The sequence below is a fragment of the cyanobacterium endosymbiont of Braarudosphaera bigelowii genome, assembly GCF_020885515.1.
In the GTDB taxonomy this organism is placed as follows: Bacteria; Cyanobacteriota; Cyanobacteriia; order Cyanobacteriales; family Microcystaceae; genus Atelocyanobacterium; species Atelocyanobacterium thalassa_A.
In genome coordinates this window covers 470,082-483,074 of record NZ_AP024987.1, presented here as the reverse complement: position 1 = coordinate 483,074, position 12,993 = coordinate 470,082, and the positions used below count along the sequence as shown (strand labels likewise).

12 protein-coding genes are annotated in these 12,993 nt (G+C 31.5%); 2 read left to right on the top strand and 10 right to left on the bottom strand.

Features of this window, described 5'->3' with window-relative positions; all coding sequences use genetic code 11:
- Positions 1 to 108: 108 nt before the first annotated feature.
- The 9 genes from pds to LPC16_RS02005 all read right to left on the bottom strand — a co-directional run bounded on the left by pds (position 109) and on the right by LPC16_RS02005 (position 10,022).
- Positions 109 to 1,488, bottom strand: coding sequence for a 15-cis-phytoene desaturase (gene pds, locus LPC16_RS02045; protein WP_229637550.1), 1,380 nt, complete (start codon positions 1,486 to 1,488; stop codon positions 109 to 111).
- 472 nt (positions 1,489 to 1,960) lie between these two features.
- Entirely contained in the window at positions 1,961 to 3,202 is a 1,242-nt protein-coding gene (locus tag LPC16_RS02040; protein ID WP_229637549.1) for an MlaD family protein, read from the bottom strand.
- Between the two features lie 70 nt (positions 3,203 to 3,272).
- Positions 3,273 to 4,058 carry an ABC transporter ATP-binding protein gene (locus tag LPC16_RS02035; RefSeq protein WP_229637548.1) on the bottom strand — a complete coding sequence of 262 codons (786 nt, stop codon included), beginning with the start codon at positions 4,056 to 4,058 and terminating at the stop codon, positions 3,273 to 3,275.
- Between the two features lie 308 nt (positions 4,059 to 4,366).
- Complete coding sequence (locus tag LPC16_RS02030) at positions 4,367 to 5,209, bottom strand: hypothetical protein (RefSeq protein WP_229637547.1); 843 nt, start codon at positions 5,207 to 5,209, stop codon at positions 4,367 to 4,369.
- Positions 5,210 to 5,222: 13 nt separating this feature from the next.
- Complete coding sequence (locus LPC16_RS02025; protein WP_040054649.1) at positions 5,223 to 5,828, bottom strand: DUF1517 domain-containing protein; 606 nt, start codon at positions 5,826 to 5,828, stop codon at positions 5,223 to 5,225.
- 319 nt (positions 5,829 to 6,147) lie between these two features.
- The gene (locus tag LPC16_RS02020) at positions 6,148 to 7,494 is read right to left on the bottom strand and encodes a TRAP transporter large permease (RefSeq protein ID WP_040054648.1); all 1,347 of its coding nucleotides are present in this window, start codon (positions 7,492 to 7,494) and stop codon (positions 6,148 to 6,150) included.
- Complete coding sequence (locus LPC16_RS02015; protein ID WP_040054647.1) at positions 7,478 to 8,032, bottom strand: TRAP transporter small permease subunit; 555 nt, start codon at positions 8,030 to 8,032, stop codon at positions 7,478 to 7,480. The genes LPC16_RS02020 and LPC16_RS02015 overlap by 17 nt, the downstream gene beginning before the upstream one ends.
- 510 nt (positions 8,033 to 8,542) lie before the next feature.
- Positions 8,543 to 9,619 carry a heat-inducible transcriptional repressor HrcA gene (hrcA, locus tag LPC16_RS02010; RefSeq protein WP_229637546.1) on the bottom strand — a complete coding sequence of 359 codons (1,077 nt, stop codon included), beginning with the start codon at positions 9,617 to 9,619 and terminating at the stop codon, positions 8,543 to 8,545.
- A 52-nt stretch (positions 9,620 to 9,671) separates the two neighbouring features.
- Complete coding sequence (locus LPC16_RS02005; RefSeq protein ID WP_040054645.1) at positions 9,672 to 10,022, bottom strand: rhodanese-like domain-containing protein; 351 nt, start codon at positions 10,020 to 10,022, stop codon at positions 9,672 to 9,674.
- A gap of 272 nt (positions 10,023 to 10,294) precedes the next feature.
- On the opposite strand from LPC16_RS02005, the gene rplU reads away from it, so the two are divergent.
- Positions 10,295 to 10,675, top strand: a complete 381-nt coding sequence (rplU, locus tag LPC16_RS02000) for a 50S ribosomal protein L21 (protein ID WP_229637545.1) — start codon at positions 10,295 to 10,297, stop codon at positions 10,673 to 10,675.
- A gap of 55 nt (positions 10,676 to 10,730) precedes the next feature.
- Positions 10,731 to 10,991 carry a 50S ribosomal protein L27 gene (rpmA, locus tag LPC16_RS01995; RefSeq protein WP_229637544.1) on the top strand — a complete coding sequence of 87 codons (261 nt, stop codon included), beginning with the start codon at positions 10,731 to 10,733 and terminating at the stop codon, positions 10,989 to 10,991.
- Positions 10,992 to 11,133: 142 nt separating this feature from the next.
- On the opposite strand, the gene LPC16_RS01990 is transcribed toward rpmA, so the two are convergent.
- Positions 11,134 to 12,948, bottom strand: a complete 1,815-nt coding sequence (locus tag LPC16_RS01990; RefSeq protein ID WP_229637543.1) for a sodium:solute symporter family protein — start codon at positions 12,946 to 12,948, stop codon at positions 11,134 to 11,136.
- Positions 12,949 to 12,993 lie beyond the last annotated feature (45 nt).

Sequence of the window (12,993 nt, the reverse complement as noted above, 5' to 3'; positions counted from 1 at the left end):
ATTTTCACATCTAATGAATAGTTTTATCTTTATGAGAAAAGAATCTATTGATCATAGTACTATTAATGACAACAAATATGCTAGAGATGTTTCTCTAGTTTTACAAACTTAAATCGGATGATCTTCAACTATTGCTTGAGCAGCTAATTTTCCAGATAACACTGCGCCTTCCATACTTCCTAAATATTTTTGCATAGTATAGTCTCCAGCTAAATAAAAATTAGGAATAGAAGTTCTTTGGGAAGGACGATGACCTTGCCTATTAGGTGTTGCTTTATAAACAGAACGAGGGGTTCTAACTATATGGTATTTTAAAAGTTTAGCTTTTTCTTCTCCTTCAAAGTGTTGAGGAAAAAGTTTTCTAATTTCCATCATAGTAGCATCAATAATTGTTTGATCACTCTTGTTAATCCATTTTTGTGCAGGAGCTAAGATTAGTTCTAGCATAGATTTATTAGAATTAGAATATCCTCTACAAGTATTACTCATATCAGCATAAACGCTCAATAAATCAGAACGAGAAAATAGTAAGTGATCAATATGAGTAAGTTTCTTATCAAACCAAAGGTGTAAATTAATAACAGGAACTCCTTCCAATCCTTCTAATTTTTTAAATTCTTCTAATTGCTGCCATTCTTTTGGTAGTTTAGCTTTTAATGGATCAACTGGCATTGCAGAAATATATATATCTGCTGTGATAGTTTGGTCTGGTTCACCATTACGACCTCCAACTAAAAATCCTTTAACATTATTATCTTCTGTTAGTAAAATTTCTTTCAAGGGAGCCTTTAACCTAACTTCTCCCCCTCTATTCGTAATGTAATCTATTAAAGGTTGGCATAGTCTTTCCGTAGGAGAACCGTCTAAAAAAGCCATTTTTGATCCATTTTTTTCTTGTAAGAATCTATTTAAAGCTGTTAAAAGAATGGTAGCGGAAATTTCATCTGGATTTATAAAGTTTAAAGCTTTAGACATAGCGATAAAAACTTCCTTTTCTACTCTAGGTGGAATATTTTGCTTCGCAAGCCATTCAGACCAAGAGTAACAATCCATTTTTTCAACATAATCTTGCCCTTTTATGATGGCAGGTAGTAGACCAATTCCAAATTTAATCTTCTCTTCCCACGTCAACATATCGTTATTTCTTAAAATAGCTATCATTCCGTTGATGGGTGCAGGAAGGTCGGGAAAATCAAAACGTGAATAAGTGCCAGGATTCTCTAATTGATTGAAAATCATAGAATGCTTTTTCCACTGTAAATGATCTTCAATGTCAAGTTCTTTGAACAACTGAAGTAAATTAGGATAAGCACCAAAAAAAATATGTAATCCAGTCTCGTACCAGTCTCCATCTTTATCTTTCCAAGCAGCTAATTTGCCACCAGGGACATCTTGACGTTCTAGAATAAGAGGAGTATGTCCATTATCTACAAGATACTTAGCACAAGAAAGACCAGCCAAACCTGCTCCAGAGATCGCAACTAACATTTTTTATTATTCTCTCTAAATATTTTGTATGCATTGTATTATACTTTGCGTTTTGCTATGTTTTAATCATCTTAAAATTTTTCTTGATTTTTTATTTATTTCGATTTCGGACATTGAGATAAATATACTACTTGTAAATTGTTAAAACCTACTTTTCTTTTAGCAATATTGTTTTAAACCACATTATATTGATTGTTGAAATTAAAATAATCAATACTTCAATATCTTATAGACTAAGGGCTTTAAATACAAAACTATTAAGTTTAATAAACATAACACTTTACTATAAATCTTAATATCGATATTAGAAATATTTCAGTATGAAAAACTTTACAATGAATTCCATATTGAGATCATAATTAAGTACTTTGTTCTTTACCAAAATACTCTATTTTTTATTACTAATATATTTAAGTTTTTGTATTATCTTCTATCGCATTAGTTAAAGGATTGATAATAGGAAGAAACTCGTTTAGTCTTTTTTCGACAGCAATTTATATTCTACTGCATTAGTTACTGATTCAATTATTTGTGCAGCATAAACTTGTTGTTCTAAACTTTCAGTATCAGTTACTAAATTACCCAAACCGTCTATAAGTTTACGAATATTATTTCTGAAAATAGGATCACCTGTTAGTTCTTCAACATCAGAGGTAATCTTTTGAGCATTTTCAAAAGTAACACGTGCAGAATCTAAAGTTTTTTGAATGGTAATTATAACTTCAGGATCACTTAAGGACTTAGATAAATTTTGTAAATTTTTTGCTGTTTGTGCTGCATTAGACATTAAAGATTCAAGATTATTGGCAAATTGTTCCATATTAATTTCATGGATACCTTGATTAATACTATCTACTGTTACCCCAAAATTAATAGCCAATAAACGTATTTGATCACTAGTTTGTTCAATACTATTTAACGTATTAACTATACTTTCTCTATTTTCTTCTACTAAATTATTTAAATTGTTAGTTAAATTAGCAGCTCCCTGAATTGTTCGATCAACATTAGTACGATTTTCTACTATAACAGAGTCAACATTTCTTATTAGTTTGGAAGCATCTTGCGCTGCTTGGTCTGCATTACGAATAGCATCTCCTACACCATCGATTTGGCCACGAGCAACTTCTGATAATTTTGTGACCTCTTGGCTAAGAATAGCAATTCTGTCCCCTGCTTTAGAAACATTTCTTACTGCTGAATTAACATCGCCAATAAATTTAGGATCACTATAAGCATTACTTAAGCGTGTTAATGCTTCAACTAGTTGAGATCCAGTCTTACCTACTACCTCATCATTGTTACAAAGTATTTGTCTTTCTTTCATACATTTTTCACTAATGGGATCAATATTTAATTCTTGTTCGGATAAATTATGGGATGGAGTAATATCAACTGAAGCTTCACCAATTAGCCCATAACGGTTAATTTGAACGTTAGAGTCTTTTGGAATTCTTAACTGATTAGAAGAAATTTCTAGAATAACTCTTACTCCATTGCTGTTAGGTTGAAGACCTAGAATCTTTCCAACAGTTACACCTCTATACCTTATAGGCGCACCAACTTGTAGACCACTAACATTTTTAAAATTAGCGAAAAACTGATAAGTCCTTTGGCCTAAAACACCACCTCGTAACCAAAGAACCAATCCTCCAAAAATGGTTAAACCGAAAATAACAAACAAGCCTACTGAGCCTTCTTGTAGGGTTCGCATTCTTAACATAATTTTTCCTCACATTGTTCCACAGAATAATTAACAATAACAACTGTTTTTATACAATAGTTTAATCAGTTACTCGAATAGGACCTTTAACACTAGCATTAAAAAATTGTCGAACAATAGGATTATTTGTAGAGTCAATTTCATTGACTTTTCCTTCCCATTGAATCTTTCCACCATATAAAAAAATCACTCTATCTGCAGTACGTCTAATCGTACTATCTTGGTGAGATACCATGACGTAGCTTTCACAGCCTTCAAAATCATTTTGTAAATCACGAACTAAGTTCTCAACAACAGTCGAAGAAATAGGATCTAAGCCAGCAGTAGGTTCATCATATAAAACTATTTCTGGATTATCTAAGGAATTTTCAGGATTAGACATTAAAGCTCTAGCAAAACTAACTCTCTTGCGCATTCCTCCTGAAAGTTGAGAAGGATAACGATCACTTATTCCATGCAGTCCTACCATTGCTAGTTTTTTATCAACTAGTTTTCGAATTTTGGGACGAGATAATTTAGAATGTTCATAGAGAAAAAAACCAACATTTTCATCAACTGTTAGTGAATCAAATAATGCTGCCTGTTGAAAAACTAAAGCAATCCGCATAGGTTGGTAACCATCTTCAATAATTCCTTTACGTTCTTTACCCTTAATATAAATTTTTCCTGTATCTAATGATAGTAACCCAGCTATAAGACGTAAAATAGTTGATTTACCTGTACCTGACGGTCCTATAATGACCAGAGCTTCTCCTCTATAGATAGTTAAATTAATGTTATCTAGGATATTATAGCCACCAAAAGATTTAGAAACATTTTTCAACTCAATTAATGGTTCTCCTTTCATTGATTTACTTTTTTAAGATTAATATGTGAAAAATTATGTGAGTACTATAATAATAGCTGTTTTCAAAATATGAGATTAAGATTCATAAAAGTTTCATTAAAAATAGCTTATATAAATTTAGTTAAGGTTACTGACAAAATATAATAATCTTATTTATATAAAATTATTATATAAATAAGATTATTATATTTAATCTCTTAGAGATACATTTTATTTTTATACTAATAAGTCACAATAGCATAGTTATAAAAAATAGCTATTAAGATTAGTCATCTTTTATAGATTTATGAATTTTACCATCAATAAAATTAACGTCTTCTTCTAAAACTACGGGTAGAAGGACGAGACCGGAAAGAATTTCTAGATCCAAAACTAGATCTGCTTCTAACACTAGGTCTTGAACTACTACCTTTCCTTAAATTGCTTGAACCAAAACCAGAACCACTAGAACGAGATGCTCCCCTTCTAGAATTACGTATATTTGAAGTAGATTTTTGAAGATTTCTTGTTGTTCTAAAAGTTTGTCTATTTTTTACTGCTGGTGGTGAACTGTTATATTTTTCTTGATAGCGTTGAACAGCTTGATTATAGTTACTTCCATAGCTGCCATAACCATTCATAACTTGTCCAGAATGATATAATGGTGGTACATAGTATCGGGGAGAAAATAGAATACTTCCAAGTGCTTGACCGGCCATAGCTCCTGCGAAAGGACTCCAAAAGCTAGACTCTCTCCTTACTATATTTTGAGTGGTCCCTACTTGGTCATTAGTTTGTGGCTCAGTAACATTATGAATATACTCTATTTTAAAATCTTCTTTAATATACATTACTACTGCATCCGTGGTGATTTCTAAATAATTACTTTTACCATTAGCTATTTGCTCAGGCGTCAACCTAGCCATTTGTAAATTATCTGTACTATATGTAGAAGATTTTCCAGGAGGAGTATTAAGCAATGTCAGAGTATATGTTCCATTAATGTCGTTATACTCTGCTTGTTGTATGGGGTAACTTCCATTTTTAACTTGATTAGAAATGGAAGTCTTTATTTTGTTGTTTGGTAAAGATTCATTTAATGTTGAAGAGCCACAAGATATGGTCGTTAGACAAAGAGTAAATGATAAAAAGATAATAATAATTTTGCGCATTGTCTCAATAATTTTATAAGGGAACTAATTCAGGAAAATTTAGTAATAATTGATCATTAGTGAGCTCATCTCCAAAATGTGCTGGAGAATAATGAATTTGTAGTGCTTCTAAACGTTCTTGATAATGAAGGTTCAACAAAGCTTTTAATCCATATTCTAACGCTTCTTTATCAGCAAGGTTAGTTTCCAAATCTGGCACTTCTCCTGTACAAGCAATAGTAATCATAATAACTAAATTACGATTAGCTGGTAAAACTAGAGTAGATTCTTCTTTTTCTGTATCCGATTCTAAGTCTTCATTACTTAAGTAACGTTGCCCTGAATCAGTAAAAAGTTCATTAAAATAATCTCCTGCAGTATCTTCTTCCCAAAAAATATCTCCCTCGTTAGCAGACGATTGCCAATTAAAACTAAGCTGAAGAAGATATTGGCAAATCCTAACTAATCCTTCTCCCATTATAAGCAAATCTCCCTCTTGTTCTACCGCTACTCGTGCTTCTTCATTAAGAATTCCTAATAAAGGAGCTATATCTTCTCCTGAAAGATGCAAAAAAATACGGGAAACTAGAAAACGAGTCTTGCCTGTAAAACTATTAACCTGATCACGAAAAAAGTTCATAATTAAATATTAGAGAATTTGATACTAAATTTTTTTTAATAGGTAATATGTCGAAATAGTAATTACTTACTAAAAAAATTATTGGAGAATTAGATATAAATATCTATGATTTTAATAAAGATATTTTTAATTTGTATTAATTATTTAATTTTACTCTAAATAATAGTTTAATAGACTCTTTTATGATACATTTCTACAGCAAGCAAATTAATAATCATTCTATAGTTCTATCAAATTTTTTTATAAGGTCTAATTCAAACATTTGTGATAAATAATTGAATTAAAAGTTAATACTCAACTTATAATTTTAAATATAAAACTACCTAATGTGAGTACTTAATGAAGGTAGAAAATTTACAAAAGCAGGAAAGATAACTATCAAGATTAGTACTAACAGTTGAAGTAGAATGAAGGGAATAACACCATAATAAATTTCTTCTGTTTTTAATTCTGGGGGAGCTACTCCTCTCAAATAAAAAAGAGCGAATCCGAAAGGGGGCGTCAAAAAAGAAGTTTGTAAATTTGCTGCAAGAATAACCCCATACCAAAGTAAATCTATACCTAAAGTCTCAGCAACAGGTTTAAAAATAGGAATAACTATAAAAGCTATTTCAAAAAAATCAATAAAAAATCCTAAGATGAAAACTGTCAACATGCTGACAATTAAGAAGCTATATTTTCCTCCTGGGAGTGTTGTTAATATATTTAACATAAACTGATCTCCATGCACTCCCCGGAAGATGAGGCTAAAGGCAGTTGATCCAAAAAGTATAAAGATCACCATAGTGCTGATACGTAACGTAGTATCACAGACTTGCCTGAGGGTTATCCAATTTAGCTGTCCATTAAAAGCAGCTAAGATAATAGTCCCCAAAGCGCCTACAGCCCCCGCTTCTGTTGGAGTAGCAAAACCGAAGAAGATACCCCCCATAACTAAAAAAATGAGCAGCAAAGGCGGAAGCATAGCTTGTACGACTTGTTTGGCTAATGCTTTTATACCAATGCTTCTTTCTTCTTTAGGAATTGCAGGTGCAATATCAGGACGTATAATAGCAATTATAATAACGTGTAGAGCAAAGACGCTCGCCATCATTAATCCTGGAACAACTGAACCAATAAATAAATTTCCAACAGGAATACTTAATTGGTCAGCTAATACAACTAAAACTATACTAGGCGGAATTAACTGACCTAACGTTCCTGAAGCTACTATTACTCCTGCTGCAAGTTGTTTATTATATCCATAGCGCAACATAATTGGGAGAGAAATTAATCCCATAGCAACTACGGTAGCAGCAACTACTCCAGTAGTTGCTGCTAATAGTGCTCCTACTATAACAACTGCTAATGCTAATCCTCCACGCAATTTACCAAATAATATCCCCATAGTTAATAATAATTTTTCGGCAATGCCTGTCTTTTCAAGCATTGAACCTAAAAAAATAAAATATGGAATAGCTAGCAATGTATAGTTCCCCATAATGCCAAAGATTCTACTTGGCAATGCACTTAAAAAGACTGGATTAAAAATATCTAAAGATACCCCAATACAAGCGAAAATTATTGATACCCCACCTAAAGAAAAAGCAACTGGATATCCCAACGATAACAGAACTAGTGCTACAGCAAACATGAGTGGACCTAATCCGTCATATGTTTGGATCATGGTTTTCCTCCTGAGAGTTTAATTGCTTTTTAAATTTACTTAAACTTTTTATAGCTTCAGATATTCCTTGGAAAATCAGTGATACGCTACTAACAATTATCATTGATTTGATAGGATAACGAGCTAAGCCCCCAGGATCCGGAGATATTTCTAAAGATTTCCAGGAATTTATAATGTTATCCCAAGAATAATAAATTATTACTAAACAAAACGGAATTAAAAAAATGAAAGTACCTACAAAATCTACTAACGCTTTTTGCTTCAATGACAAATCTTTGTAAAAGACATCCACCCTAACATGTCCATTGTGTTTAAGAGTATATGCTGCTCCTAGGAAAAAGACAATATCAAATAAGTACCATTGTATTTCAATAAGTGCATTGGAAGTTAAACTATATCCAAGAAATCTTCCTACATATCTCCCTACAACATTCCAAACACCTATAAAGATCATTAATAAGATTATCCAATAAGCAAATCTGCCTATCCATTCATTAATAGCATCTATAACCTTAGCGATGTTAAGTAATTTTTGCAAGGATAACCTCAACTTAGATTTATAAGCATTTTAATATAGCAGTTTACTGAAAAGGATGACAAGTAAAAATTGGGAATGTATTTTTATTTATTCGCTAATATTTTATGCTAAATTTTTTTATATAAATCTAGAATATACTCCAAAAAAATTACCTGAAAAGTAGAATAAGAAGTGTAATATTTTATTAAAAATCGTATATTTTCTATAAATAAGGCTTGATATCAGTATCTAGTATATATTTAGTATTTGACTTATTTTGTGAAAGTATTGAACCTTTATATGACAATATATTCTATTAAAAATTATACTTCTTTAATCATGTACAGTATATTTTCTATACCATTTAAAGGTTAATATTTATTAGCTTTTAAATGATAAGTATAATTCTAACTATAATTACCTAGAATCAAATACTAAAAAATTTTAAATCAGAAAAACTTATAAGTACGTTTCAAGCTGTATAAAATATTAAAGGTAACTCAAGCATCTTACTTATACAGAATGTAGTAATCAACTAAACATTTTGGATAAATAATCTGCTGTTGATTCTACAAGAGGAATAGTATTGTCATATAGCATTCGCGTTGGGCCAATAATACCAACACTTCCAACCGGAACATTATGTTGACAGTAAGTTGAATAAATTAAACTATAAAGATGCATAGATTTTAGCGGATTTTCATTTCCAATCCTAATATTTACTTGTTTATTTGATATTTTACTCTCAGGAAAATCTAAGATTAAAGATTGTAATTTATCTTGTTCTTCTTCTAATAAACGAATTAGCATTTTTACCTGCTTCATTTGAGAAAACTCAGGTTGTCTCAAAATTTCTGAAACACCATGAATTATTATTTGAGTAGAAATAGATAATTGAAGATTATTTTTTAACTGTTTAAGAAGTCCTTTTAAAAAATCAGAGTAATCAATAAAGTCTTGATCTATTTTTTGCCAAGTTGAGTTGGGAATGTCTAATATAGATTTTCCTTTTAAATTACTATTTAAGAAATTAGAGAAAATCTGTAATTTTTTATCTAATCGATCTTTATTATCATGAATTAAAATAGATGGAATATCTACTAAGATAGATTGAGTTTTATAATCATTAGTTACAACAACAAACATTATTTGTTTAGGAGATATTTGTATTAACTGTAAGTGATGTAATTCATTGGGTAATATTTGCGGAAGAGTAATGAGAGCTATATAGCCGCTCAAGTTTGCCAATATCTGAGCTACTTTTTGTAAAAAAGTTTCGTTGCAGTCATAAACTTTTGAATCTAATTGTTGATTTAACTTGCGTTTAATATTCTTTGTACAATTATGATCCGGAATCATTAAGTTATCTACATATATTCGATAACCAAAGTCAGATGGTATTCTACCAGCAGAAGTATGGGGTTGATACAAAAATCCTGCCTTTTCTAGTTTTCCTAATGTATTGCGAATGGTCGCTGAACTAATACTTAAATTGTATTCTCTAACCAAAGTATTAGATCCAACGGGTTCCGCCGTGGCAATATAATGTTGAACTGCCGCTCGTAAAATTTTTTGATATCTTTGATTTAAAAAAAAAGGAATAGTCATAACAATGTAGTCTTTAGATGTAACTTTTACGAAATAACTACTTTTCTCTCACTTAATATTGAGGAATACTATTGTCAATTATTGAAGAGTAAGCAGCAATTCCTCCTTGTATGTTTTTAACATTAAGAAACCCAGTTTGAAGTAACCAAAAACACATTTGAGAAGACCTTACTCCATGATGACAAAGAACTAATGTTTCTTTGTTAAAATCTAAGTCATAGATAATTGTTTTAGACCATTCATGAAACTGACTTAAGGAAAATATTTTAAAACCTTTAATGCTAGCTATCTTTACTTCTTCTGGTTCTCTTACATCTATTAACTGTAATTCAGAACTGTCTTTTACAAGATATTCAGCAAGCTCTTTTACTGTAATCGTTGAGATAGATTGATTCTGGGACATATTGTTGCAATAAAAAATTAATTTGTTTAAAGTACACCCTAACAGATTATTGGAATTATTTTTACTAAGTAATTTTGTTTTTTAGAAAACTACTATTTGCATGATTAAATATTAACCATGATAAAGGAATTGTTTGACATAAAATATAATAATAGTATGATAATATAGGGTTTCAACGAAATCCTGCTCGGATCAGGTTACAGTATAAGCAAAAGAATAAGAATATTCGTTGTTATTCTACCTGTACGGCAATTAATATCAAGGACAAAGTTATGAATTATGCAATCGTTGAGGCTGGAGGAGCGCAATTTCGTGTCGAGCCTGGTCGTTTCTATGATATGAACCGTCTTACTACTGACAGTAATAACTCTTACGTAATTGAAAAAGTACTACTGATTAGTGATGATGATAATATAACTGTTGGTCACCCTTTTATCGAGGGAGCTACAGTAGAGGGAACTGTACTTAGAGAGCGCCGAGGACAAAAAGTTATTGTCTACAAAATGCGTCCTAAGAAGAAAACGCGCAAGAAAAGAGGACATCGTCAAGAGCTTAGCCGTTTAATGATTAATTCTATTAGTCTCAATGGTTCAGTTATTTGTACAAGCTCTCCAGATACTTCTATTGGAGAAGATATAACAAAAGAAGAATAAGTCTATAGAGACAAATTATTTTTATAAAACCATAGAAAATAACTAGAAAAACATTATGGCGCATAAAAAAGGAACAGGTAGTACTCGAAATGGGCGTGACTCCCACTCCCAAAGACTTGGAGTTAAACGCTTTGGTGGACAAGTAGTTAAAGCAGGAAACATTTTAATTCGTCAAAGAGGAACAAAAGTTCATCCAGGCAACAATGTAGGAATAGGTAAAGACGATACCCTATTTGCTTTAGTCAATGGAATAGTAACCTTTGAGCATAAAACAAAAAGCCGTAAAAAGGTAAGTGTATATCCAATAATTAACTGAGAACTTAAAGAAGAAGGAAAGACTTTTGCAAGTATAAATTTGCAAAAGTCTTTCCTTCTTCTTTAAGTTCTCAATTAACTCTATTACAATAGATTTATCAACAATTAGATTCATACATTTAATGTGTTAACAGAAGCTGCGTCTAAAAACTTATTTCTTTTTTCTCAAGATTTTTCAATAAAATTCCTCCAAAAACTGCAAACATTAATGAAATAAATCCAGTTATTGGCTGTAGAAGCAAAAAGCCTCCAATAGCGAACATACTACCAAAAAGTATCAGAAGAGCTGCTAATACTTTTAGTAAGTCCATCCTTAAATCTTGAGCTGGTTTTAATCCAGTCTGCTGCTGTTGAAAATACCAACCTCGTCCTCCTGGTCGTATATGCCTATAGAAATTAATTAATGTTTCTTCTTTTTCAGGAGGAGTTAAAAACATTGTAGTAATCCATATTACTCCAGTAATAATTGAAATTCCCAATAGTTTCGAACCGAAATCAGAAAAGATCACATTAAAAGTTGGATTAAAAGTTGATATTAATCCCAAGATAAATCCTGCAATCATTGCTGACAACTCAGCTGCAGCATTAATACGAAACCAGTACCATCTTAGAATGAGAACTAACCCAGGACCAGTTCCAATAGCAAGTACTATACGAAATATTGTACGGATATCATTTGCATAAAAAGCAGTAATAGATCCTAAAATTATCACTACAACTGAAGCTACTTTAACAACGACGGTTAATTCATGGTCAGAAGCCTCAGGACGAAAAAAGCGTTTATATAAATCATTGCTTAAATAAGAAGCTCCCCAATTAATTGAAGTAGAAATTGTACTCATAAATGCAGCAATTAAAGATGAAACAACTAAGCCAAGAGCTATAGGAGGTAAATAAGTTATCATCAGTGTAGGATACGCTAATTCAGGATCCTCTAAATTAGGTAATAAAACGATAGAAGCCAGTGCTGTAACTATCCATGGCCAGGTTCTAACAACATAATTAAGAATATTAAAAAGCCAAGTTGCTTTTTCTGCTTCGTACTTCGCTTTAGTTTCTGTATCTCCTTTTACTGAGAGTAGTCTCTGAACAAATTCTCCTCCTCCATCACTACGTCTAAATGACCACCACTGTACAAACAGATAAGTAGAAAATGTGGTAGCTGTTATTCCTGCTGCGTCATTCCAGGTAAAACTAAAGTTTCCATCATAAATAATGGGAATAAAAGATAACACATCAAAATCAGTTACATTTTGAACATCTACCACTAATTTACCTATTCCCCCTGCATCATAGACAGTAACAATAGATAGTATTATTGATCCAACTAATCCTAAAAAAAATTGAAAAAAATCTGTTATTACTACGCCCCAAAGTCCTGATATTCCTGTATAAATTAAAACAAAAAAATTTAAGGATATTATTGTCCAAAGTTTAACTCCCTCACCAGGGTTGAAACCCAAGCTTTGCCATAATTCTAAAGCATTAACCATTTTTATCATAGCTAACATGGCATACCCTATACCAATGCAATTAATTGGTATAGCGAACAAGAATGCTTTGGTAGCCCTTAGAATAGCCGCATTTCTTCCACCGTATCTAAGCTCAGTAATTTCAGCATCTGTCAACAGCCCTGATCTTCTCCACATACCAGCAAAGACATATATTAAAAAAATGTTAGAGATTCCAAAGCTCCACCACTCCCAATTTCCAACAATTCCACGGCTTGCAACTATACCACATATATATAAAGGAGTATCAATGGAAAATGTTGTTGCAGCCATACTTGTTCCTGCTAACCACCAAGATAAATTTCGTCCCGCAAGTAAATCACTAACAAAGTAAGTATTGTCCTCTAGATTTTTGGCAGGTATTTTTTTTTTATAAGATACAAATAACCCTAAGATAGTAGTAACAAAAAAATAAATTAAAACAACAATCCAATCTATTAGGTGCATATTTTAAATTTAGGTTATTTTATGTATAGTTTGATAAAGAGGAAT

Coding starts and splice junctions, on each gene's coding strand:
- pds (WP_229637550.1), bottom strand. CDS start 1,488: ATGTTAGTTGCGATCTCTGGAGCAGGTTTGGCTGGTCTTTCTTGTGCT.
- LPC16_RS02040 (WP_229637549.1), bottom strand. CDS start 3,202: ATGCGAACCCTACAAGAAGGCTCAGTAGGCTTGTTTGTTATTTTCGGT.
- LPC16_RS02035 (WP_229637548.1), bottom strand. CDS start 4,058: ATGAAAGGAGAACCATTAATTGAGTTGAAAAATGTTTCTAAATCTTTT.
- LPC16_RS02030 (WP_229637547.1), bottom strand. CDS start 5,209: ATGCGCAAAATTATTATTATCTTTTTATCATTTACTCTTTGTCTAACG.
- LPC16_RS02025 (WP_040054649.1), bottom strand. CDS start 5,828: ATGAACTTTTTTCGTGATCAGGTTAATAGTTTTACAGGCAAGACTCGT.
- LPC16_RS02020 (WP_040054648.1), bottom strand. CDS start 7,494: ATGATCCAAACATATGACGGATTAGGTCCACTCATGTTTGCTGTAGCA.
- hrcA (WP_229637546.1), bottom strand. CDS start 9,619: ATGACTATTCCTTTTTTTTTAAATCAAAGATATCAAAAAATTTTACGA.
- LPC16_RS02005 (WP_040054645.1), bottom strand. CDS start 10,022: ATGTCCCAGAATCAATCTATCTCAACGATTACAGTAAAAGAGCTTGCT.
- rplU (WP_229637545.1), top strand. CDS start 10,295: ATGAATTATGCAATCGTTGAGGCTGGAGGAGCGCAATTTCGTGTCGAG.
- rpmA (WP_229637544.1), top strand. CDS start 10,731: ATGGCGCATAAAAAAGGAACAGGTAGTACTCGAAATGGGCGTGACTCC.
- LPC16_RS01990 (WP_229637543.1), bottom strand. CDS start 12,948: ATGCACCTAATAGATTGGATTGTTGTTTTAATTTATTTTTTTGTTACT.